This is a genomic window from Variovorax sp. GW821-FHT06D12 (assembly GCF_059419205.1).
The window spans coordinates 1-22,745 of sequence record NZ_JBWKRI010000005.1; the positions used below are offsets into that span (position 1 = coordinate 1).

Below are 22,745 nucleotides of genomic sequence, written 5' to 3' on the forward strand. Positions count from 1 at the left end.
TCGATGATGTCGGCGACGCTGCGTTGCTGGAAGACCTGGCTGCGCCCTTGCTGGGTGGCCAGCCAGAGCCAGGGCACCAAGGTCAGGCGGTAGCGCGCCAGGCCGCCGTCGGCGCCCAGCGATTCGACGGCGCGGATCAAGCCCGTACGTCGTGCGAGAGAACCATTGGCCAGCACGGTGACCAGCGTCAGCGGCTGGTCGATCAGCGAAGACAGCGCCAGGTCCGCACGCAGGCTCAGGCACACGATGCGCAGCTCGAACAGCTGCGACACCGCCTCGCGCTGCACCCAGCCCTCCACGCGCAGGGCGTCGATGCTCTCGCGGGCGGCACTGTTGGAGGACGACGAAGCACTCGACGCTTCGAGGCGATACAGCCGCGCCGTCTGGCTCAGCTCGGCCCACAGGGCACTGCGGTCAGCGGATGGTGACGACGAACGCATGCGCAAGGGCACGCTGCCGTGGTTGGACATGAAACTCCCCGAACTTATTTTTCTTCCCCGCGTTGCGCGGGGTGGCATGCGTCCGATTGTCGGAGTCCCGGTGGCCCGAGCGTAAGTACCTGAAAGTAGCACCCGGCGATGCAGGACGGCGCCTCAAGCCGGCGAATGCACGCCGCCGCCCTGGCACCCCTCTTCCGCCGCCGCGACCAGCCGCAGCCCGGCGCGCACGCGCGCCAGCGTCTCGTTCTCGCGCTGCGGCGCATACACAGCGTGGGCCGAATGCGAGAACTCCGGCGCGCCCTCCACCAGCCGCAGCCGGCCGTCGGCCAGGAAGGGCCGCGCGACGCCGATGCGGAAGTAGCCCGCGCCGCCCACGGCGAGCAGGTAGGTGAGCGCCAGCGGCCCGAGCGAGATCGACACCGGCGCATGGGCCAGCTCCGGAAACGCCGCCTCGTGGTTGGCCGCGAAGGCCGGGCCCCAGTCGACCGACACGTAGCGCGCACGGTCGAGCCGGCCGTCGGGGTCGGTGGTGACCATCACCAGCCGCTCCTCGGCCAGCAATTCGGCGACGAGGCCGGCGCGCTGCGGCGGGTTGTAGAGCACGGCCAGGTCGAGCGCGCCGCCCTGCACAGCGTCGAGCAGGCGCTGCGCGCTGTCGACCTCGGCGCGCAGCGCGATCTCGGGGCAGACGCGGTGCATCCAGATCAGCCAGTCGGCCAGCAGCGGATGCCACAGGCTGGGCTCGCTGCCCACGCTCACGCCTTCTTCGATCCCCGGCGGCAGCGCCACATGCTGGCGTGCGCGCTCCCACACCTGCACCAGCGTGGTCGCGTGGGCCACGAAGCGCTCGCCCGACGCGGTGAGCCGCGCGCCGGCCTTGTTGCGCACGAACAGGCGCCGCCCAAGCTGGTCTTCGAGCAGGCGGATGCGCGCGCTGACGGCGGTCTGCGTCAGGTGCAGCCGCTCGGCCGCGGCCACGAAGCTGCCGGTGGCCGCGACTTCGAGAAAGGTGCGGGCGAGGCCGATGTCCATCGGATTCATATTAGTTTTTTTGCACTCATTTGCAATGAACATTCATTGGCTTGGGGAGAAGCATCGGTTCACCATGGGCAGGCACACGTTTCCAGGAGCCCCGCCCCATGCGCCCCCTGCCGCCCATGCCCCACGCCGCCCCGCCCAACGATGCTGCTGCGCCCTTCGCCGACACGCCCGCCGCGCTGCGCGCGCAGGGGCTGCGTTTTCCCGAGCGTGTGGAGGTGTCCTCGCCGGTCTGCTACGCCGACGAGCTCGACGCGGCCTACCGCGAAGCCGGCGACCGCGACGCACTGCTCGCCGCGCTGAACGAACTGCTCGAAGCCGAGCGCGCCGGCGCGCGCATCACGCTGCGCAGCGCCGCCGAGACCGCCGACCCCGCGCTGCAGCGCCTGGTGACCGACATCCATCGCGACGAGGTGCGCTGGTGCGGCGTGCTGATCGACGCGATCCAGTCGCTGGCCGCCACGCCCAGCACGCGCACCGGCGCCTTCTACGAGCGCGCGATGGCCGTGCCGGCACTGGGTGCGCGCCTGGCGCTGCTCAACCGCGGCCAGGGCTGGGTGGTGCGCAAGCTGCAGGCGCTGCTGCCGCGCATCGTCGACGCGCACATCCACGGCGAGCTGACGGCCATGCTGGTGTCGCACCAGCAGAACATCGCACGCGTGAGCGCGCAACAGGCCCCGCGCGGGCCGCAGGAAGACGCCTGAGAAAGTTGCAACACGGCGCAGGGATGCGCCATCCAATGGGCAGAAGGAACTCACCGCATGCCGCCCACCGCCCTGCCCCTCCCTACTAATGCCGACGCGAACGCGTCCGATGCCGAACTGGCCGCACGCGCCGCGCAGGGCGACACGCAGGCCTTCGCGCGCATCATGCGGCGCCACAACCAGCTGCTGTTTCGCACCGCGCGCAGCATCCTGCACAGCGACGCCGACACCGAAGACGCGCTGCAGGACGCCTACCTGCGCGCCTGGCGCGCCATCGGCGGCTTCCGTGACGAGGCGAAGCTCTCGACCTGGCTGGTGCGCATCGTCATCAACGAGGCGCTGGGCCGCCTGCGCCGCCGCGGCGCGCAGGTGATTCCGCTCGACGGCGGCGCGACTGCGGGGGACGACGACGACGCCCCCGACACCCAACTCGCCGACGACCCCGACCGCCAACCGGAGCGCCTCGCCATGCGGGAAGACCTTCGCCGACTCATGGAGCGCCGCATCGACCGGCTGCCCGACGCCTACCGCACCGTGTTCGTGCTGCGCGCGGTGCAGGAACTGAGCGTCGGCGAAACCGCCGAGGCGCTGCAGTTGCCCGAGGCCACGGTGCGGCTGCGCTTCTTTCGCGCCCGCAGCCTGCTGCGCGACAGCCTGTCGCGCGACATCGACCTGGCGACGGGCGACGCCTTCGCGTTCGACGGCGCGCGCTGCGACCGCATCGTCGCGCGCGTGCTGGCGGCGCTGCCCTGATGGCTTCCCACAACCACCACCCCCGAGGAGACCCCACCATGTCCTTTTTCCTGATGCCCACCCCGGCCGCCGCGCGGCGTGCCTTTCTCGGCCACTCCGGCCTGATGCTGTCGGGCACCGCCGTGGCGCTGCTGGCGGGACGCGACGCGCTCGCCGCGAAGAGCGGCGGTGCCACCGGCAACGACGTGCAGATCCTCAACACCGCGCTCGGCGCCGAGCTCGAAGCCATTGCGGCCTACCAGCTCGGCGCGGAAAGCAAGCTGCTCGAGAAGCCTGTGCTCGACCTCGCCGTGACCTTCCAGGGCCACCACAAGGAACATGCGGACGTGCTGGCCAAGACCATCGCGAAGCTCGGCGGCAAGGCCGTCGCGGCCAAGGCGCGCTACGACTTCCCGGTGGAGCAGCTCAAGTCGCAGGCCGACGTGCTGCGCTTCGCCGCGAAGCTTGAACAAGGCGCCGTGAGCGCCTACCTGGGCGCGGTGCCGCTGTTCGGCAACCGCGAGCTGTCGAAGGCCGCGGCCAGCATCCTCGGCGACGAGGCGATGCACTGGGCCGTGCTGCGCCAGGCGCTCGGCGAGGCGCCGGTGCCTTCGGCGTTCGTGTCGTGAGCCGTGCGGCGCGCGGGCTCGCAGCGGGCCTGCTGGCCGCGTGGGCCTGCGCAGGTGCCGCAACGCCCGACGCGGTGCGCGGCGAACAGGTCTACGCGCGCTGCCAGGCCTGCCACGCGCTGGCCACCGACCGGGTCGGGCCGCGTCACTGCGGCCTGTTCGGCCGGCTCGCCGGCAGCGTGCCGGGCTTCGCGTACTCGGAGGCGATGAAGAAGTCGCGCATCGTGTGGAACGACAAGACGCTCGACCGCTTCCTCAGCGCCCCGCTCGCGATGGTGCCGGGCAGCAGCATGACCTACGACGGCGTGCCCGACCCGCAGGAGCGCGCCGACCTGCTCGCCTACCTGCGGCAGGCGAACGACACGCCGGCCTGCGCGGCGCTGGCGCGGCCTATGCCGCGTTGACCGCGGGCGTGAAAGCGTCCGCGATCTCGCGCGTCACGCGCAGGAAAGCTTCCATCTCGCCCACCGTGTGGCAGTGCAGCGGCGACACGCGCACGGTGCCTTCGAGCCCGAAGGACTCGAGCATCCGCTTCGAGTAGATGCTGCTGGCCACGCGCTCGTACACGGTGACGCCGCGCTGGCCGTACTCCACCACGGCCTGTGTGCAATCAAGGCCGTCGAAGCCGATGCCCAAAATCAGGTCGCGCTGCGTCAAGTCTTCGTGATCGAGGAACACCTGCACGCCGTCGAGCGCGCGCAGGCCCGGCGTCTGCGCGGTGCCGTCGAGCAGCGTCGCCAGCAGCGCGCGCTCGTGCAGCTCGATGCGCTCGATGCCCGCCACGAAGCGCGCGCGGCGGTCGGTCGCCTCGGTGAAATGGCCGCCGAGCCAGCCCACGTAGTCGACGATCTCGGTGAGCACCGCGAACTGCCACGGCGCCGAGCTGCCCAGCTCCCAGTGGCCGGGCTTCTTGCCGGCCAGCTTGTGGTGCGGCAATGCAGCCGCGCGCTCCGACATCCACGAGAAGCCCGAGCCGCGGCAGCCGAAGAACTTGTAGGGCGCGAGGTTGATGCCGTCCACCGGCGTCTGCTGCAGGTCGATGACGCCGTGCGGCGCGTGCTGCACGGCATCGACGAGGATGTACAGGTCGGGCTTGATCTCGCGCGCGCGCCGCACGATGGCCGCCATGTCGAGCTTGGCGCCCGAGATGTTCGACGCGTGGATCACGTTGAGCAGGCAGGTGTTTTCGTCGACCAGCCCCACGATGGCGTCCACGTCGACGCCGCCGGTGACGGGGTTGCTCTTGGCCACGCGCAGCTCGCGCCCGAGGCGCTCCGCATACAGGCGCATGGCGTCGAAGGCCGACGGGTGCTCGAGCGCGGTCGTGACCATGTTCGTGCCCGGCACGTTCTCGGCCACCGCGCGCACCATGTCGAACATCGCGCCCGAGGCGGTGAGCGAGGGGTACACGCTGCCGCCGGTGGCGTTGAGGATGGTGCGCAGGTCGTCGGCGCCGCGCGCCTGCATCGCCTGCAGCTCGACGGCGGTGGCGTGGATGCGCTCGGCGTTGTCGGGAATGGCGTCGACCTGCGCGAAGCGCTCGACCGCGGCCTTGAGCCGGAACGAGCCGCCGGCGTTGTCGAAGTACAGACGCTCGCGGCCGTGGTGGTCGCGTTCGATGCCCAGGAAGCGCTCGCGCACCTGGCGCATCAGCGCATCGGAAAGGAGCTCGCCTTTCGGCAGGTCCGCGCGTGTGGTTGCCATGGTGTCAGACGCCCTTGTTGTTGGGGTTCTTGTAGATCTCGCGCACCGCATCCGTCATCGGGAAGTTCAGGTTCGCGTTGCGCGGCGGGATCGGCGAGAGGAACCACTTGGTGTACAGCTGCTCGATGGCGCCCGACTTCATGAGGCCGTTGACCGTCTCGTCGACCAGCGCCTTGAACTCGGGGTCGTCCTTGCGCAGCATGATGCCGTAGGGCTCCTGGCGCAGCGACTCCTTGAGGATCTTGTAGTCGCCCGGGTTGGTGGCGCTGGCGATCATGCCGGCCAGCTGCACGTCGTCGAGCACGTAGGCATCGGCGCGGCCGGTGGACAGCAGCAGGAAGCCGTCGGAGGTGTCCTTGCCCGCGATCTCGTTCACCTCGATGGTGCCGCTCTTGCGCGCACCGCGCAGCAGCTGGATCGAGGTGCTGCCAGAGACGGTGGCCACGTTCTTGCCGTTGAGGTCGGGCAGCGCGTTGATGCCCGAGCTCTTCTTCACGGCGGCCGTGATGTTGGTGACGAAGTGGCTGGGCGCGAAGTCGACCTGCGCCTGGCGCTGCGTGGTGTTGGTGGTGGTCGCGCAGTCGAGGTCCACGGTGCCGTTCTGCAGCAGCGGGATGCGGTTGGTCGAGTTGAGCATGGTGTAGCGCACCTCGATCTTCGGCAGGCCCAGCTTGGCCTTCACCGCGTCGACGATCTTCAGGCAGATGTCGTTGGTGAAGCCGATGGGCGCGCTGTCGGCGCTGAGCTTGTACGAGAACGGGATCTGGCTGTCGCGCGCGCCGATCTGGATCGTGCCGCTGTCCTTGATCTTGCGCAGCGTGCCGGCGTCCTGTGCGCTGGCGGCGCCGCAGGCAAAGACAAGGGCGAGTGCCGAAGCAAGAGGCAGTTTGAAGTCCATGGTGTGTTCCTTGGGTTGCAATGACGGTGGCCTGGCGCGCATCTTCTGCGTCCCGATGAATTTCTAAAAGCGATTTTTTGTGATCGAATCGCATGAAGAAAAGCGTTCTTTTGTTCAGGAGCCGCCCGCCGTGATGACCTTCAAGCAACTCGAAGCCCTGTACTGGATCGCCCGGCTGGGCGGCTTCGCGCAGGCGGCCAACCAGCTGCACACCTCGCAGTCGGCCATTTCCAAGCGCGTGCACGAGCTGGAGCAGCTGTTCGACACCGAACTCTTCGACCGCAGCCAGCGCACGGCGCGCCTCACCGAGAAGGGCGAGGAGATGTTCGTGCTCGCCAGGAAGCTGCTCGACCAGCGCGACGCCGCGGTCGAGCAGTTCGGCAAGCCCGGCGTGGTGGAGCGGCGCATCCGCCTGGGCGTGACCGAACTCACCGCGATGACGTGGCTGCCGCGCCTGGTCGGCCTGATCCAGCAGCACTACCCCAAGGTGATCCTCGAGCCCGACGTGGACGACAGCCTGCAGCTGCGCGACAAGCTCCTGGCCGACGAGCTCGACGTGGTCATCGTGCCCCACACCTTTGCCGACTCGCGCATGCAGAGCAAGGTCATCGGCCGGGTGAAGAGCGCGTGGATGTGCAAGCCCGGCGTCGTGCAGGCCGGCGGCACCGTGCGCCTGCACGACCTGGCGCGCCACCGCATGCTGGTGCAGGGCAACAACTCGGGCACCGGCCGCGCCTACGACGCCTGGATGAAGGACCAGGGCGTGCAGCCCGCCAACGCGATCGTGGTGAGCAACCTCGTGGCGCTCACGGGCCTCACCGTGTCGGGCCTGGGCGTGAGCTACCTGCCGCGCGAATGCCTCGCGCCGCTGGTCGATGCCGGCATGCTCGAGGTGCTCGACGTGACGCCCGCGCTGCCCGTGGTGCGCTACGTGGCCATGCACAAGGGCGAGCACCGCAGCGCGCTCACCTCGTCGATCGTGATGCTGGCGCAGGCGTGCTGCGACTTCACGCGCATGTTCCAGGCGCAGCCGGAAGACGAAGCCGCCGCAGGCGCACGCTGAGATCGCAGGCGCTGTCTGCGCGCCCTTGCTGCGCATCGAACGCGGCGTTCGTGACGCGAAACCCACATGCTTTCGAGGGGGTGCGTCGCGCTCGAAATTGACGGCAAGATGAGCGCCATCGCGCGGCATTCCGCACGGCCTGCTGGAGATAAGACATAACGCTTCCATTTCCGGCCGGCCTTGCAAATGAATACCCGCGCGTAAGACACGCCCCAGGTTTCGCGTCCTTCTTTCGTCTTACCGCCGTCGCTCGGCGTCCTTCAGAAAGTGCCCATGACCATCACCGTGACACGCCAGGATTCGCGCTACAACACCCTGAAGAAAGGCTTCAACCTGCGATGGCCTTCCGCGGAGTCTGACGCGGCGTCGCGCATCGAGCTGGTGGAGAACGCGGACGATGCCGCCGCCGCGCTGCAGCGCATCGTCGATGCGGGCCGGCGGCCCACGGTGCGCAGCGGCGGGCACTGCTATGAAGACTTCGTCTCCAACAACCCCGGCGGTGCGATCCTCGACCTGAGCCTGCTCACGCAGGCCAGTGCCGAGCGCAAGGGCGACGGCCGCTACCGCGTCGCGCCCGGCACGCAGAACTGGAACGGCTACCTCGAGCTGTACAAGCAGCACAACGTCACGCTGCCCGGCGGCTCCTGCTATTCGGTGGGCGCGGGCGGACACATCTGCGGCGGCGGCTACGGCCTGCTCTCGCGCCTGCAGGGCCTCACGGTCGACTGGCTTTCGGCGGTGGACATCCTCACGGTCGATGCGCGCGGCAAGGTCGTGCCGCGCACCGTGGATGCGACGCGCGACCCGGATCTGTTCCGTGCCTGCCGCGGCGCGGGCGGCGGCAACTTCGGCGCGATCACCAGCTATGTGTTCGACACCCTGCCGACCGCGCCGCGCGAGGTGGCGCTCGCGGTGGTCGCGTTCGACTGGGCCAGCATGACGCCCGCGCGCTTCGCCCAGCTGCTCGCCATCTACGGCGACTACTGGGCCACGCGCGGCACCTCGCCCGACACCTGGGGCATGTTCTCGCTGCTCAAGCTCACGCACCGCTCGTCGGGCCAGATCGTGATGCTCACGCAGTTCTGCAACCCCGACGGCACCTGCAACGACCTCACGGTGCTGCACGACTTTCTCGAGCGCTTTCGCGCCTGCACGCCCGTGCCGCTGAAAGGCCGCGCGCCCGGCGTGGGCCCGGCGCCGCGGCAAGACACGGGGCAGCTGCTGTGTTCCAAGCCGCACACCGTGACGCGCTACGACTGGCTCACGGCCACGCAATACCTCAACGGCTCGGGCGAGAACCAGCGCGGCAAGTACAAGTCGGCCTACATGAAGCGCAACTTCACCGCGCGCGAGGCGCAGCGCATCTACACGCACCTCACGCGCACGATGCCCGGCATCGACCTGAGCCAGTCGCTGGTGCAGGTCGACTCCTATGGCGGGGCGATCAACAAGCCCGAGCGCATCGACGACACCGCCGTGCCGCAGCGCGCGTCGATCATGAAGCTGCAGTACCAGACCTACTGGCGCAGTGCGGCGGACGATGCGGGCCACCTGCGCTGGATCGGCGATTTCTACCGCGACGTGTACGGCACGCCCGACGTGCCCGAACGCTTTGCCGGTACGCCCTACCCCGGCGAGCGCTACGAGGGCTGCTACATCAACTACCCGGACAACGACATGCTGGCGCACCCGTTCTGGCCGCAGCTCTACTACGGGGACCAGGGCCTCTACGCCTTCCTTCGGAAAGTGAAGCGGCGCTACGACCCGAACAACATCTTTCACCACGCCATGTCGGTGCGGCCCTGAACGAGAGGAAGGATTTCCATGCCACACAGCCCCAACCGCTTCGGCCAGGACCGCCGCGCCGTCATGCAGTGGATCGGCGGCGCCTCCGCGCTCGGCGCACTGACCCCGATGGTCCCCGCCGGCGCACAGACGCCCGACACCGGCGCGGCCGCAACCACCGCCAGCACCGCGCCCGCGCCCCGCTTCGCCTACGTCGGCACCTACACCAGCGACGCACCGGGCGGTACCGCCGGCGGCCCGGCATCGAAGGGCATCTACGTGCTCGCGATCCGGGACGGCAGCTGGACGCCGGTGCAGACCGTCGCGAGCGCGAACCCCTCGTTCCTCGCGGTGCACCCGAGCCGGCGCTTCCTCTACGCGATCAACGAGATCGACACCTACCAGGGCCTGCCCACCGGCACGGCCGAGGCCTATGCGATCGATGCGAACGACGGTCGGCTGACGCTGCTCAACCGCCAGCCGCTCTCGCTCTCGGGCGTGGTCCCCGCGCACCTGGCCGTGTCGCCCGACGGCCGCGCGCTGGCCGTGGCGCTGTACGGCGGCGGTGCTTACAACGTGCTGCCCATCGAGGCGGACGGCAGGCTCGGCAAGGTCTCGGGCATCGAGAAGGAAACCGGCACCGGCCCCGACGCGCAGCGGCAGGAATCGCCGCATCCGCACATGGTGCTGTTCGACGGCACGGGCAAGCGCCTGCTCGCCACCGACCTGGGCACCGACCGCATCAACGCGTTCACGCTCGCCGACGGCCAGCTGGCCCTGCTCGGCCGCACGGCCGTCGCGCCCGGCAGCGGCCCACGCCACCTGGCACTGCATCCGTCGCAGCGCTTCCTGTACGTGGTGAACGAACTCGACGCCACGGTCGCGGGCTTCGGCTACGACGCGGCGAGCGGCAAGGTCGGGGAACAGCGCCAGCGCGTCTCGACCGTGCCCGAGGGCTACACCGGCCAGAAGAACGCGGCGGCGCTGGTGATGCATCCGTCGGGGCAGTTTCTCTACGCGAGCAACCGCCGCTTGAAGTCGGACCACCCGATGGCCGACAGCATCGCCGCGTTCCGCATCGACCCGAGCAACGGCGCACTGACACCGCTGCAGCACTGGGGCGAAGGCCTGCGCTTTCCGCGTGCGCTGGCGATGGCGCCGGGCGGCAGCCACCTCTACGCGCTCAGCCAGAAGGGTGACACCCTCTTGCGCCTGCGCATCGATCCGGCCAGCGGCACGCTGGACCAGCCGGTGCAAGTGGCGCAGGTGCCCGCGCCCGTCTGCCTGGTATTTGCTTGATTGACGCCTAGCGTCCGCGCGTGAGCATCCGCCCCGCGCGCGCCAGCACCTTCGCTTCGCCTTCGCCGCCGCGGTAGGCCAGCACGCCGTTCACGAACACGCGCTCGACGCCGAGGCTCACGCCATGCGGCTTGTCGTAGGTGGCGGTGTCGGTGATGGTCTCCGGGTCGAACACCACCACGTCGGCCATCGTGCCGACGCGCAGCAGGCCACGATCCGCGATGCGCAGGTTGCGCGCCGTCATGCCGGTCATCTTGTGCACCGCCTGCTCCAGCGTGAAGAGCTTGCGCTGGCGCCAGTAGCGCGCGAACACACGCGGAAACGCGCCCCACAGGCGGGGATGTGGATGGCGGTCGTGCGGCAGGCCGTCGCTGCCGATCATGGTCAGCGGGTGCGCAATGACGCGCTCCACGTCTTCTTCCTGCATCTGGAAATAGCACGCACCGCCGGGCTTCAGCCGCAGGCAGGCTTCCTGCTCGGTGGTGCCCCACTCGCGCGCGATGTCGGAGATGAGGCGGCCGGTCATCTCGGGGTGCGGGTCGGACCAGGTCAGCAGCACGTCGATCACGCCGTCGACCAGATCCTCGCGCAGCACGGTGGAGCCGGCCACGTAGGGATACACGTCCATCGCGATCTCCTGGCGCTGCGACAGCGCCTCGATCAGCGGCAGCGTCTCCTTCGTGCGGCCCCAGTTCGCGGGACCGGCGCACTTGTGGTGCGAGATCACCAGCGGCACGCCCGCGCTGAAGGCCGTGTCGCCGGCCTCGTGCAGCGCCTCGATGATCTGCTGCATCTCGCTGCGCAGGTGCGTCGCGTACACCCCGCCATGGCGCGCCACGACGCGCGCGAGCGCGGTGACTTCCTCGGCCGGCGCCGCAAAGGCTTCTTCGTAGAACAGGCCCGACGACATGCCGTGCGCGCCCGAAGCCATGCAGTCGTCGAGCAGCGTTTCCATGCGCGCCAGTTCGTCGCCGTCGGCAGGCCGGTCGAGCGCCTGCATCGCAGCGAAGCGCAGCGTGGTGTGGCCCACCAGCGCCGCCACGTTGAGTGCAGGCTGCACCGCATCGACCGCGGCGCGGTACTCCGCCATGGTCGCGTGCTTGAACGAATCTGCGCCCAGCAGCGTGAGCGGCGGCTTCGACTGCGGTGTGCGGTACGGCGCCAGCGAGATGCCGCAGTTGCCCGTGACCACGGTCGTGATGCCCTGCGACACCTTGGGCAGGCACAGCGGGTCGCGCAGCACGATGGCGTCGTCATGCGTGTGCGCGTCGATGAAGCCGGGCGCGATCACCTTGCCGCGGCAGTCGACCACGTCGACGTCTGCGATGTTCAACCCGGCAGGCAGGCGCGTGCGCAGGCCGTCGCCCAGCGCCAGGATGCGGTCGCCCTGCAACAGCACGTCGCCGGGCCACGAAGGGCCGCCCGAGCCGTCGACCACGAGGCCGGCTTCGAGCAGCACAGCGGGTGCGGTGCTCATGATTCGCCATCTCCCTTTTTTGCGTTGATGCCGCCACCGTCCCAGCTCTGCAGCGGGTGCGTGGTGGCGTCGATGCCGTGGCGCTGGAAAGCCTCGCGTGCGCGCTGCAGGCGCTGCACGGCGGGCTCGCCGCGGTGCTGCGCCACCAGCACGGTGAGGATCTCGATGACGGTGAGGTGCGTGAGGTAGGCGTCGATGCCCACGTGCATCACCGCGTCGTCGGGCACCGACAGGCCGATGAGGAAGTCGGCCTTGGCCGCGAGCGCCGTGCCCGGCCGCGTGAGCGCGACCACCTTCGCGCCCTGCCCGCGCGCGATGTCGACCGCGTCGAGCAGCGAGGGCATGCCGCCCACGTGCGAGATGGCGATGACCACGCCACCCGGACGCTGCGCCGCGCCGGCCACCTGCTGCAGGTGGTAGTCGGCCCAGGCGTTGGCCGACAGGCCGAGGCGGAACAGCCGCGCCTGCAGGTCGTTCGCCATGAACCACGAGGTGGCACCTGCGCCGTACAGGTCGACGTGCGGTGCGGCCGCGATGGCGCGCACGGCGCCGTCGAGCACCTGCATGTCGAGCTGGCCGCGCACGCCCGAGACCGAAGCCGCGGCGCTGCGCGCGATCTTGCTGACCACTTCGTCGGCGGCGTCTTCGATGTTGACGCGGCGGTGCAGCGGCGAACCGCCGAGCGCCAGCTCCTGCGCGAGCGCGAGCTTGAACTCGCGCAGCCCGGCAAAGCCGAGGTCGCGGCAGGTGCGCATGATGGTGGGCACCGAGCTGCGCGAGCGCTCGGCCAGCTGCTCGAAGCTCTCTTCGAGCGCGCGGTCGGGGTCTTCGAGGATCAGGTCGAGAATCGCGCGCCGCGTGGCCGGCGCATCGCCACGCGCCTCGGCGATTCTCTGGAGCAAGGAGGGCGTCATCGGTGCGTTTTCAGAAGTGCATGGCGACGGCGTCGCTCACGCGGTAGTCGTTCTCGACCACGGGCATCCAGTGCCACTTGTCGAAGGTGGTGCAGGGGTGCGAGATGCCCAGGCCCACGCGATCGCCGACCTTGGGTGCATCGGCCTCTTCGCTCTCATCCCAGCGCAGATAGGCGTGCTGGTCGTTCAGCGCGGTGATCTTCCAGCCGGCGGGCACGCCCTGGGGCTGCAACACGCCGCGCGCCGCGCGTGCGATTGGCACGGGCATCGACAGGTCGAAGGAGATGTCGCGCTTGCCGACCGACAGGATCGCCAGCCCCGGCTCGGGCCGCGACTGCACGTTGGCCCAGACTTCCATCGCCGGCGTCAGGCCCTCGCCGCATTCGCAGCCCAGGCGTTCGTCGACCACGCTCACCATGCGCTTGTAGAAGCCGTGGTCGTGCGTGACGTAGCAGCCCGAGCGCAGCAGGCCGCGCACCGGTGAACCCAATGCAGGCTTGAGCCGCCCCGCCACCAGATCGAAGATGGCCGAGCCACCGGCCGAGACCAGCACCTCGTCGGTCTCGAACAACTGGTGCGTGTCGCAGTGGCGGGCCACGGCTTCCACACGGTCCATCAGCGTGGTGGCGTAGGCCGTGTCGGGCCCGCTTTCGCCGGTGGCGCCCTGCCCTTCATAGGTCTCGATGCCCACGAGCTTGGCCGCGTCGCTGGCGCGCACCCGGGTGGCGAGCGCAATGGCTTCGTCGTGCGTGCGGCAGCCGGTGCGCGCACCCTGCACGCCGATCTCGAGCATGACCTCGAAAGGCACGCTCGCAGGATGGCGCTTCGACCAGTCTTCGATCAGCGCCAGCTGCGCGATCGAATCGATCAGGAACACGACGCGCAGGTCCGCATGGTCGGCCAGCAGCAGCTGGATGCCCGCGAGGTCTTCGTCGCTCACGACCTGGTTGGCGATCAGCGTGCGGCGCGCGCCGGCGGCCACGCCCACGGCCAGCTGCGTGACGGTAGCAAAGGTCAGGCCCCAGGCGCCGGCGTCCAACTGGCGCTGGAACAGCTGCGGCGACATGGTGGTCTTGCCGTGCGGCGCCAGGTCGATGCCCCATTCGCGCACGCGCGCCTGCATCCATTGGAGGTTGTGTTCCAGCGCCTCGCGCTTGAGCACGGCCAGCGGCAGCGGCAGGTCACCGGCCAGCACGTTCCAGCCGGCGGCGCCGACTTCACTGCGCAGGCGCGGCGGCTGGGTGCGCGGGTAGCCCTTGAAACGGTCGCTGAGCAGCGGGTCGATGAAGTCTTGGGTAGCAGAAGCGGTATCGGTCATGGTCGTGCAACGGCGATGTTGGAGAGCAGTTCTTTGCGGATGCAGGCGCTGTAGTGTGCGGGGGAAATCTCGTCGAGGCTGGGTACCGTCTGCGCACAGGCCTCGATGGCATGCGGGCAACGCGTGCGGAACACGCAGCCCGAGGGCGGCGAGATCGGGCTGGGAATGTCGCCCTTCAGTGCGATGCGCTCGGTGGCCAGCTCGGGATCGGGCTTCGGGCTCGCGGCCAGCAGCGCCTGGGTGTAGGGGTGCGAGGGGTTCGCGAACAGCTCCTCGGTGGTGGCGACTTCCATCACCTTGCCCAGGTAGAGCACCACCACGCGGTCGCACAGGTACTCGACCACATCCAGGTCGTGCGAGATGAAAAGCATCGTCAGCCCGAGGCGTTCGCGCAGGTCGGCCAGCAGGTTGATGACCTGCGACTGGATCGACACGTCCAGCGCCGACAGCGGCTCGTCGGCCACGATGAACTCGGGCTCCACGGCCAGCGCGCGGGCCACGCCGATGCGCTGTCGCTGGCCGCCCGAGAACTCGTGCGGAAAGCGGCTCGCATGCTCGGGGCGCAGGCCCACGGTCTCCAGCAGCTCGGCAATGCGCTTGTCGCGCGCCGCTGCGCCCTTGTGCAGCCCGTGCGTGGACAACGCCTCACCGAGGATGGCGCTGATGCGCATCTTCGGGTTCAGGCTGGCGTACGGGTCCTGAAAAATGATCTGCAGCTTGCTGCGCAGCTTGCGCATGCGCTCGCCCGAAAGATCTCCGATGTCGTCGCCCCGGTACAGCACCTGGCCCTCGGTGCGCTCGACCAGGCGCAGCACGGTGCGCCCGATGGTGCTCTTGCCTGAGCCCGATTCGCCGACCAGGCCCAGCGTCTCGCCGGGGTGGATGGCGAAGGACACGTCGTCCACCGCGCGCACGGGGCGCTCGCTGCTGCCGAAGTATTTTTTAAGCCCGCGGACTTCGATGAGGGGCGAGGAAGAAACAGCGGTGGTCATCATGCAGCCCTCGCGAGCGGTTGGTCGGGCTGCACGCGCACGCAGCGCGCCTGGCGGTCCTGCCGGATATCGATCAGGGGCGGCATCGCATCCTTGCAACTCGCCAGCGCCTGGTCGCAGCGCGGCTCGAAGGCGCAACCGGGCGGCGGGGCCAATGGGCTCGACACCTGCCCGCGAATGGCGAACAGCCGCTTGGGCTTGGGCTGGCCCGGCTGGCGCGCCTTGCCCGGCAGGCAGGCCAGCAGGCCCTGCGTGTACGGGTGCTCGGGCTGCGCAAACAACGGCCGCACCGGCGCACGCTCGACCACGCGGCCCGAGTACATGACCACCACGTCGTCGGCATGGTGCGCCACCACGCCCAGGTTGTGCGTGATGAACAGGATGCTCATGCCGGTCTCGGCCTGCAGCCGGCGCATCAATTCCAGGATCTGCGCCTGGATGGTCACGTCCAGCGCGGTGGTCGGCTCGTCGGCAATCAGCAGCGTCGGGTCGCAGGCCATGGCCAGCGCGATCATCACGCGCTGGCGCATGCCGCCCGACAGCTGGTGCGGGTACTCGTGGATGCGTTGGGCGGCGGCCGGAATCTCGACCAGTTCCAGCATGCGCAGTGCATGGGCCAATGCCGCCTTGCGGTCCAGCCCCTTGTGCAGGCGCACGCTCTCGGCAATCTGCTCGCCGATGGTGAAGACCGGGTTCAGGCTGGTCATGGGCTCCTGGAAGATCATCGACAGCTGGTTGCCGCGCAGGGAGCGCATCTCGCGCTCGCCGATCTGCAGCAGGTCCAGCGTCTTGCCTTCGCGCGTGACGAAAGAGGCCGATCCGCTGACCTGCGCGTTGGCGGTCTTGGGCAGCAGGCGCATCAGCGTGAGGCTGGTGACCGACTTGCCCGAGCCCGACTCGCCGACCAGCGCGGTGGTCTTGCCGGGCTGGATGGCAAAGCTCACGTCGGCCACCGAGCGGATCAATCCGTCCTCGGTGGGGAAGCTGGTGCTCAGGTTGGTGACCGTGAGGCGTGGGGAACTGGAAGCCATGTTCATATCAGGTAGGCCTTTCACGTGGGATACCGCAGAACCGGCTTCGCCGGGCTGCTGGTATCGCCCCCGGCGAGGGGGTAGGAGGCCACACGAAGTGGGCAAGCCTGGGGGAGTGCTTTCATGCCGTCTTCTTGAGCTTCGGATCGAGCAGGTCGCGCACACCATCGCCCAGCAGCTGCAGCGACAGCGCCGTGAAGATGATCGCCAGCCCCGGGAACAGCACCACCCAGAAAGCCTGGTGCGCGTACTGCTGGCTGCCCGCGACCATGGTGCCCCAGGTGGGAATCTCGGGCGGCACGCCGACCCCGAGGAACGACAAACCCGCCTCGGCCAGGATCGCGTAGGCGAAGATGAACGACACCTGCACGAGGATCGGCGACATCAGGTTCGGCAGGATGTGGCGCCACAGGATGCGCGAGGTGCGCACGCCCAGGGCCCGCACGGCTTCGACGAAGAGAAGTTCGCGCACGACCAGCGTCGAGGCTCGCACCACCCGCGCCACGCGCGGCGTGTAGACCAGCACCAGCGCGAGCACGGTGTTCATCAAAGAAGGCCCGAGGATGGCCACCAGCGCGATGGCCAGCAGGATGTCGGGGAAGGACATCATGGCGTCGACTACACGCATCAAAGGTGCGTCGAGGCGGCGGAAGAACCCCGCCATCAAACCCAGCACCGTGCCGGCGATGACCGCACCCAGCGCCGTGAGCGCGGCGATGGCCAGCGAGTAACGCGCGCCGTGCACGATGCGTGCGTACATGTCGCGCCCGAGTTCGTCGGTTCCGAGCAGGTGTTCGGCGCTGGGCGCCTTCAGGCGCTGCAGCACCGCGGTGTCGTTGGGGTCGGCCGAGGCAACCAGCGGCGCGCCGATGGCCATGATGGCAATCACCAGCAGCACCAGGGCGGACACCATCACGATGCGGCGGTGCATCAGCTGGCGGAGCATTCGAGGCATGCGCATCGTTCAGACCTTCACGCGCGGATCGACCACCGCATACAGCAGGTCGATCGAGAAATTGATGAGCACGTAGATCGCGGCGATCACGAGCAGTGCACCTTGAATCACGGGGTAGTCGCGCCGCAGCACGGCGTTGACCACCAAGTTGCCCACGCCCGGCAGGCCGAACACGGTCTCGGTGATGACAGCGCCGCCGATCATGAGTGCGACCGTGAGGCCGATCACGGTGACGATGGGCACCAGCGCATTGCGCAGCGCGTGCTTCAAGACGACGACCTTCTCGCTCAGGCCCTTGGAGCGCGCGGTGCGCACGTAGTCTTCGCCCAGCACGTCGAGCATCGAGGCGCGCGTGAAGCGGATGATGAGTGCGGAGTTCAAGAGGCCCAGCACGGTGGCCGGCAGCACCAGCGCGTGCAATCTCTCGGCAAAGGGTGCATCGGGCGCGCCGTAGCCCGACACCGGGAACCAGCCGAAGGACACCGCGAAGATCTGGATCAGCACGATGCCCAGCCAGAAGCTGGGGATGCTGGCGCCCAGCATCGCGATGCCGGTGAAGAACTGGTCGACCACGCGGCCGCGAAACACGGCCGAGACGATGCCGCAGGGCACGCCGATGAGCGCGGCGATGGCCACGGCCAGCAGCGCGAGCAAGGTGGTCGGTTCTGCGCGTTCCCACAGTGCCTGCGTGACCGGGCGCTGCAGGAAGATCGATGTGCCCAGGTTGCCCTGCAGCACTTCGCGCAGCCAGTAGCCGAACTGCACGGGCAGGGGTTTATCGAGGCCGTAGTCCTTCTGCACGCGGGCGATGTCGGCGGCGGTGGCCTGGTCGCCCAGCAGTACCGAGATGGGGTCGCCCGAGGCGGCACGCGTGAGCACGAAGACCAGCACGGCCACCAGCGCCAGCACGATGAGCATGCCGCCCGCGCGCGAGGCGATGTAGCGAAGCGATGCGCTCTTGATCATGACGAGAACTCGATGGCGGCGGCGCTGCCGACGGCCACGTACTGGCCGGTGAACTGCACGTCGCCGTTCTTCTTCACGCGGAAGATGGTCACGTTGTCGCCCTGCTTGTTGTGGCACACGTAGAGAAAGCGCCCGCTCGGCTCGAGCGTGCAGCTGCGCGGGTAGTTGCCGCGCGTCCACTCCTCGCGCACGAGCGTGGGCGCGCCGGTGCGCGCATCGACCTTGAAGATCGAGATCGAATCGTGCAGCCGGTTGAGCGACACGAAGTGCGTGCCGCCCGGCAGCATGCGGATGCCCGAGGCGTAGCTGGTGCCCTTGAAGCCGGCGGGCAGCGCCGAGGTCTCGCTCACCAGCGTGAGCACGCCGGTGGCGCCGTCGTAGCGCAGGAAGGCGATGGTCGAGGCCTCTTCGTTGACGAGGTAGACCCACTTGCCGTTCGGATGGAAGGCGAAGTGGCGCGCGCCCGAGCTCTCGGACACGGCCACTGTGCTCGGCTGGCTCAGCACGCCGGTGGCGCGGTCGAAGCGGTACGAGATGACGCGGTCGAGCCCCAGGTCGGCCACGAGCACGAAGTTGCCGGCCGGGTCGGCCTGCACCATGTGGGCGTGCGGGCCGTCGTGGTCGCTGGTGGCAAAGCCTTCGTGCGAACGCGCGGCCAGCGGCACCACGTCGGCGCCGGGCTTGCAGGGCGTGGCGGCGCCGCAGGCTGCGACGTCCTTGTAGACGACGGCGGCGCGGTCGGTGTCGAAGCTTCCGTCGGTGCGCAGCGCAATCACGCTGACGTCGCCGCTGGCGTAGTTGGCGGTGAACACGTAGCGGCCGTCGGGATGCACGCTCAGGTGCGCCGGGTCCTTGCCGCCGCAGGGCATCTCGGCCACGAACGACAGCGCGCCGTTCGCGCCGATGCGGAAGGCCGAGACGGAGCCGGCCTCAAATTCGTTGGCGGCGTAGAGCATCGGCAGCGTCGGGTGACGTGCGAGCGAGGCAGGGTTGCGCAGCTTGGCATCGCTGCCCGCGCTGGCCACGGCCGGTGGTGCACCGGGGATGGGCTTGAGCGCGCCGGTCGCGCCGTCCACCACGAACTGGTGCACGCCCAGGCCGCGCCCGCCGCGCCACGGCTTGCCGCCGTCGCTGTAGGTGCCGACGTAGGCGTACACGGGGCCCGAAGTGGTGGCTTGAGCGGGAGTGGCCATGGATGGTTTGAGTCCGAGGGCGCCGAGGCCGGAGGCCAGTGCGCTGACTTGCAGAAGTTGACGACGCGACGGCATGGCGGTGCTTGCGGCCTTACTTGATCTTCGCGTTCCAGAAGAACGGCCAGGTCGCGGGCTGGTAGTTGTCCAGCGCCGGGCTCTTGGCCGAGAGGCCGTTGAACTTGCCGACGTTGATGTAGGGCACTTCGTCGTACACCACCTGCTGCACCTTGCCCCACAGCGCGCCGCGCTTGGCCGGGTCGCTCTCGGTGTTGAAGGCGCTCAGTGCGGCCTTCTTGGCGGGCGAATCCCACCAGCCGGGCGCGCCGTCGCCCAGTTGCGGCGGCGAGAGCATGGGCTCGGGGAACTGGCCCGAGTGGGTCACGTAGATGTCCCACAGCTTCGGGTCGTTGCGGCGTTGCACCAGCGTGGCCCAGTCGACCACGTTGAGATCGACCTTGAAGCCGGCGCGCTTGAGCTGCTCGGCCATCAGCAGCGACATGTTGTAGTGGAAGTCGTACTGGCGGCTGGTGAGCACGCGGATCGGCTCGCCCTTGTAGCCGGCCTTGGCCGCGGCGTCCTTCGCCTTGGTGGCGTTGCGCTGGTTGTAGTGGTCGGCGCCGGCCGCCGAGTAGAAGGGCGAGCCCTTGGGGAAGTGGTTGGCCTCGGCCACGAAGAAGCGCGTGTCGCCGAAGCCGGCCGCGAGCATCTCGCCCTGGCCCAGCGCGGTCTGGATCGCCTGGCGCACCGGCTGGCTCGCGGCCACGCCTTCCTTGGTGTTGAGCACGAGGTAGGGGAAGCCGAACGACGGCGTCATGATCGGCAGCGTCTTGCCGCCGGCCTTCTCCAGGCGCGGCAGGGCTTCCACCGGCAGCAGGTCGGCGAAGTCGTACTGGCCGGCCAGCGCGCCTTCGACGCGGGTGCTGGCGTTGGGCACGGGCACGAAGCGCAGCTCTTCGATGGCGGCTTCGCGCTTGCCGCCGTAGCCGCTCGCGGGCTCCTTGCGCGCGGCGTACTTGTCGAAGCGCGTGAGCAGCACGAACTGGTCGGGGCGGCGCTCCTTGAACTTGTAGGGGCCGGTGCCGACGAAATCCTTCAGCGGCGAAGCGATCGAGTCCTTGGCCATGATGGCCGCCATGCCGCTGGGCAGCGCCAGCTGCGACAGCAGCGGCGCATACGGCGCCTTCAGCACGATCTCCACGCCCAGCGGACCCTTGGCCTTGAGGCTCTCGATCTCCTTGCCCACGGCCTTGCCGCGCGGCGACTGGTCCATCCAGCGCTGCAGGCTGGCGACCACGTCGTCGGCCGTGAGTTCGCGCCCGTTGTGCAGCGCCACGCCCTTGCGCAGCGTGATGGCGTAGGTCTTGCCGTCAGCCGAGATCTTGGGCATGCCCTCGGCCAGCATCGGCACCACGTTCCACTTGGCGTCGAAGGTGTACAGCGTTTCGTACACGTGCTGCATGATGGTTCCGACCAGATCGGCCGTGGAGGCCATCGGGTCGAGCGTCTGCGGCTCGGCCACCATCGCCAGCGTGGCGAAGTTGCGCGGGCCCTGCGCGTGGGCGCTGGGGTGAGGCAGTGCGGCACACAGCATCGCGAGCAGGGAAGCTCCCAGCAGGCTGCGCTTCGACAGGCGGGGCAGGCGCTGGACAAGACCGGCGTGAGACATGGAGAACTCCTTCATGGGGCGGACTGATTTATGAAAGAAATTTTCTTTCTAGGCCGAACTCTGAAGCAGACTTCATGCCAAATCATCCGTGTTAACCCTTGTTGAGGGGTTATTCTGAAAAAGTCTTTCAATTCAGACGGATACTGCGGCCCTCACCCGCCCCTCAACCTTGTCACTCCCAGGAGTTCCCATGCCCCTCGAATACCTCGGCGCCCCGCCCATCGCTTCCGACCGCCAGGCCCGCCCCTTCTCCCCCGCCGTGCGCGCGGGCGATTTCGTCTACGTGTCGGGCCAGGTGCCCGCCAACGCGCAGGGCGAGATCGTGGCCGGCGGCATCGAGGTGCAGACGCGCCAGGTGATGGAGAACCTGAAGACCGTGCTCGCGCTGGCCGGCGCCACGCTCGACGACGTGTGCAAGAGCACCGTCTGGCTGCACGACGCGCGCGACTTTGGTGCCTTCAACCGCGTCTACATGAGCTACTTCGGTGAAAACAAGCCGGCGCGCTCGACCACCGAGGCGCGCCTCATGGTCGATGCGAAGGTCGAGATCGACGTCGTCGCCTACAAGCCCAAGGCCTGATCAGGCCGGTCGCAACTCGGTCTTGCGCTGCACGATGCGCGAGACCAGCCCGTACTCGACGGCCTCCGTGGCCGACAGCCAGCGGTCGCGCTCGATGTCGGCCAGCACCACGTCGATGGGCTTGCCGGTTTCGCGCGCGATCTCGTGCGCGATGCGCTGGCGGGCCTTGATGATTTCCTGCGCCTGGATCGCGATGTCGGTCGCCTGACCGCCCGCGCCGCCGCTGGGCTGGTGGATCAGGAAGCGCGTGTTGGGCAGGCACACGCGGCGCTCGCGCGGCGCCGCCAGGAACAGGTGCGTGGCCGCGCTGCCCACCCAGCCGGTGCCGATCATGTGCACCGGCGCGCTGATGAAGCGCACCACGTCGTGGATCGCGTCGCCCGACTCCAGGTGCCCGCCGGGCGAACTCACGAGGATGTCGATGGGTTTGTCGCCGCTGTCGGCATCGAGCGCGATGAGCCGGCGCGTGACGTCGGCGGCCACGCTGTCGGTGATGCTGCCGAAGATCAGCAGCGTGCGCGACTTGAACGCTTTCTCCTCGAGGTAGGAATTGCGCGGCTCGGCCGTGGCCGCGGGCGGTGTGTCGTCGTCGGTTTCCAGTGTTGAAAACATGGGCTGCATGAAGAAAGCTCCTGTGGTTGAACTGTCTTGACGAACAAGCCCACAGTTTCGTGACATTGCGCCTGCCGTGGCAAGCAGCACCGTGGTGCCACGGTGCCACTTGCCGCTCAGGCGGCCATCCGGGGCGACACCACGGCCCTTCGGGGTGTACCGACGCCGGCCAGCACCGGCCGGCCCGTCATCGCGCCGCAATGGTCCAGCGCCTGGCGCAGGACGGTATCCACGTTGCGCAGCGACAGCCCGTAGTGGGAGGCCACCTCCTGGCGCGTCTTCTCCTCGATGCGCAAGGCCTCGAGCACCGCCCGGTGACGCCGCGGCAGGCCCTGCATCGCGCGGTCGACCGAACCGACTTCGGCGCGCACCTCGGCCATGTCCTCGGGCCCGGGCGCGTGGTCGATGGCCGACTCGACGGCGGTGTGCGGGTCGTCCACATAGCGCCATGCCCCCTCGCTGCGCAACCGGTCCATGGCCAGGTTGCAGGCCACGCGATAGACGTAGGCGCTGGGGTTTTCCACGGGCGCGCCCACCCGCAGGTGGCCCAGCCGCAGCCAGGCGTCGTGCAGGCATTCGCTGGCCATCTCGGCGCACCCGAGATGGCGGGTCAGCTTGCGCCGCAACCCTTCGTAGTTGGCGCAGAGAAAAACCTGCAGCGCCAGGCGACGCTGCGCTTCGTCCCGCAGCGCATCGGCCGCCTCGTCGCGCGCCGGTGCTTCCTGTTCGCAAAGGACACTGGGTGCCAT

General features: G+C 69.0%; 23 protein-coding genes. 8 read left to right on the forward strand and 15 right to left on the reverse strand.

All coding sequences use genetic code 11. From position 1 onward, the window contains the following. Nucleotides 1-470, reverse strand: a 470-nt coding sequence (locus AC07SQ_RS16340; RefSeq protein ID WP_495272493.1) for a contractile injection system protein, VgrG/Pvc8 family, incomplete at its 3' end; no start/stop codon positions are given. 123 nt (nucleotides 471-593) lie between these two features. Next, nucleotides 594-1,472, reverse strand: a complete 879-nt coding sequence (locus AC07SQ_RS16345; protein WP_495272505.1) for a LysR family transcriptional regulator — start codon at nucleotides 1,470-1,472, stop codon at nucleotides 594-596. Nucleotides 1,473-1,579: 107 nt separating this feature from the next. Between AC07SQ_RS16345 and AC07SQ_RS16350 the strand changes: the two genes are divergently transcribed. The 4 genes from AC07SQ_RS16350 to AC07SQ_RS16365 are packed head-to-tail and all read left to right on the forward strand — an operon-like array spanning nucleotide 1,580 to nucleotide 3,947. Further along, nucleotides 1,580-2,182, forward strand: coding sequence for a DUF6306 domain-containing protein (locus tag AC07SQ_RS16350; protein ID WP_495276201.1), 603 nt, complete (start codon nucleotides 1,580-1,582; stop codon nucleotides 2,180-2,182). 57 nt (nucleotides 2,183-2,239) lie between these two features. Continuing rightward, a complete protein-coding gene (locus AC07SQ_RS16355; protein ID WP_495272491.1) occupies nucleotides 2,240-2,935 on the forward strand; it encodes an RNA polymerase sigma factor in 696 nt (231 codons plus the stop codon). Between the two features lie 38 nt (nucleotides 2,936-2,973). Continuing rightward, nucleotides 2,974-3,543: a ferritin-like domain-containing protein gene (locus tag AC07SQ_RS16360; protein ID WP_495272490.1), complete on the forward strand. Its 570-nt coding sequence runs from the start codon at nucleotides 2,974-2,976 to the stop codon at nucleotides 3,541-3,543. Nucleotides 3,544-3,572: 29 nt separating this feature from the next. After that, a complete protein-coding gene (locus AC07SQ_RS16365; RefSeq protein WP_495272504.1) occupies nucleotides 3,573-3,947 on the forward strand; it encodes a c-type cytochrome in 375 nt (124 codons plus the stop codon). Here the strand turns inward: AC07SQ_RS16365 and AC07SQ_RS16370 are convergent. Beyond that, the gene (locus AC07SQ_RS16370) at nucleotides 3,934-5,247 is read right to left on the reverse strand and encodes an aminotransferase class V-fold PLP-dependent enzyme (protein WP_495272489.1); all 1,314 of its coding nucleotides are present in this window, start codon (nucleotides 5,245-5,247) and stop codon (nucleotides 3,934-3,936) included. The genes AC07SQ_RS16365 and AC07SQ_RS16370 overlap by 14 nt on opposite strands. 4 nt (nucleotides 5,248-5,251) lie before the next feature. Beyond that, a complete protein-coding gene (locus AC07SQ_RS16375) occupies nucleotides 5,252-6,145 on the reverse strand; it encodes a transporter substrate-binding domain-containing protein (RefSeq protein ID WP_495272488.1) in 894 nt (297 codons plus the stop codon). A gap of 133 nt (nucleotides 6,146-6,278) precedes the next feature. Here AC07SQ_RS16375 and AC07SQ_RS16380 point away from each other — a divergent pair, with 133 nt between their 5' ends. The 3 genes from AC07SQ_RS16380 (at nucleotide 6,279) to AC07SQ_RS16390 (ending at nucleotide 10,292) form a co-directional block, all read left to right on the forward strand. Next, on the forward strand, nucleotides 6,279-7,208 hold the full coding sequence (locus AC07SQ_RS16380; protein ID WP_493194664.1) for a LysR family transcriptional regulator: 930 nt from the start codon (nucleotides 6,279-6,281) through the stop codon (nucleotides 7,206-7,208). Nucleotides 7,209-7,481: 273 nt separating this feature from the next. Next, entirely contained in the window at nucleotides 7,482-9,014 is a 1,533-nt protein-coding gene (locus AC07SQ_RS16385; protein ID WP_495272487.1) for an FAD-binding oxidoreductase, read from the forward strand. Nucleotides 9,015-9,032: 18 nt separating this feature from the next. Further along, entirely contained in the window at nucleotides 9,033-10,292 is a 1,260-nt protein-coding gene (locus AC07SQ_RS16390; protein WP_495272486.1) for a lactonase family protein, read from the forward strand. A 7-nt stretch (nucleotides 10,293-10,299) separates the two neighbouring features. Here AC07SQ_RS16390 and AC07SQ_RS16395 read toward each other — a convergent pair whose 3' ends face one another. From AC07SQ_RS16395 to AC07SQ_RS16435, 9 genes are all read right to left on the reverse strand, one after another. Next, entirely contained in the window at nucleotides 10,300-11,769 is a 1,470-nt protein-coding gene (locus tag AC07SQ_RS16395; protein ID WP_495272485.1) for an N-acyl-D-amino-acid deacylase family protein, read from the reverse strand. Beyond that, nucleotides 11,766-12,683 carry a MurR/RpiR family transcriptional regulator gene (locus AC07SQ_RS16400; protein WP_070064119.1) on the reverse strand — a complete coding sequence of 306 codons (918 nt, stop codon included), beginning with the start codon at nucleotides 12,681-12,683 and terminating at the stop codon, nucleotides 11,766-11,768. The genes AC07SQ_RS16395 and AC07SQ_RS16400 overlap by 4 nt, the downstream gene beginning before the upstream one ends. A gap of 10 nt (nucleotides 12,684-12,693) precedes the next feature. Beyond that, nucleotides 12,694-14,001, reverse strand: a complete 1,308-nt coding sequence (locus AC07SQ_RS16405) for an amino acid deaminase (protein WP_495272484.1) — start codon at nucleotides 13,999-14,001, stop codon at nucleotides 12,694-12,696. Next, nucleotides 13,998-14,993, reverse strand: a complete 996-nt coding sequence (locus AC07SQ_RS16410) for an ABC transporter ATP-binding protein (RefSeq protein ID WP_495272483.1) — start codon at nucleotides 14,991-14,993, stop codon at nucleotides 13,998-14,000. The genes AC07SQ_RS16405 and AC07SQ_RS16410 overlap by 4 nt, the downstream gene beginning before the upstream one ends. Next, nucleotides 14,993-16,030: an ABC transporter ATP-binding protein gene (locus tag AC07SQ_RS16415; protein WP_495272482.1), complete on the reverse strand. Its 1,038-nt coding sequence runs from the start codon at nucleotides 16,028-16,030 to the stop codon at nucleotides 14,993-14,995. Before AC07SQ_RS16415 ends, AC07SQ_RS16410 begins: the two co-directional genes overlap by 1 nt. A gap of 115 nt (nucleotides 16,031-16,145) precedes the next feature. After that, the gene (locus tag AC07SQ_RS16420; protein ID WP_495272481.1) at nucleotides 16,146-16,985 is read right to left on the reverse strand and encodes an ABC transporter permease; all 840 of its coding nucleotides are present in this window, start codon (nucleotides 16,983-16,985) and stop codon (nucleotides 16,146-16,148) included. Between the two features lie 3 nt (nucleotides 16,986-16,988). Continuing rightward, nucleotides 16,989-17,945: an ABC transporter permease gene (locus tag AC07SQ_RS16425; protein WP_095743846.1), complete on the reverse strand. Its 957-nt coding sequence runs from the start codon at nucleotides 17,943-17,945 to the stop codon at nucleotides 16,989-16,991. Continuing rightward, nucleotides 17,942-19,138 carry a lactonase family protein gene (locus AC07SQ_RS16430; protein ID WP_495272480.1) on the reverse strand — a complete coding sequence of 399 codons (1,197 nt, stop codon included), beginning with the start codon at nucleotides 19,136-19,138 and terminating at the stop codon, nucleotides 17,942-17,944. The genes AC07SQ_RS16425 and AC07SQ_RS16430 overlap by 4 nt, the downstream gene beginning before the upstream one ends. Nucleotides 19,139-19,229: 91 nt before the next feature. After that, nucleotides 19,230-20,804: an ABC transporter substrate-binding protein gene (locus AC07SQ_RS16435; protein ID WP_495272479.1), complete on the reverse strand. Its 1,575-nt coding sequence runs from the start codon at nucleotides 20,802-20,804 to the stop codon at nucleotides 19,230-19,232. Nucleotides 20,805-20,994: 190 nt separating this feature from the next. On the opposite strand from AC07SQ_RS16435, the gene AC07SQ_RS16440 reads away from it, so the two are divergent. Next, on the forward strand, nucleotides 20,995-21,384 hold the full coding sequence (locus AC07SQ_RS16440) for a RidA family protein (protein WP_062473709.1): 390 nt from the start codon (nucleotides 20,995-20,997) through the stop codon (nucleotides 21,382-21,384). Here the strand turns inward: AC07SQ_RS16440 and AC07SQ_RS16445 are convergent, their stop codons facing one another. Then, nucleotides 21,385-22,005 (reverse strand): ATP-dependent Clp protease proteolytic subunit, encoded by a 621-nt coding sequence (locus tag AC07SQ_RS16445; RefSeq protein ID WP_070059889.1) that lies wholly within the window; start codon nucleotides 22,003-22,005, stop codon nucleotides 21,385-21,387. A 107-nt stretch (nucleotides 22,006-22,112) separates the two neighbouring features. Next, nucleotides 22,113-22,745, reverse strand: a complete 633-nt coding sequence (locus AC07SQ_RS16450; protein WP_492679750.1) for a sigma-70 family RNA polymerase sigma factor — start codon at nucleotides 22,743-22,745, stop codon at nucleotides 22,113-22,115.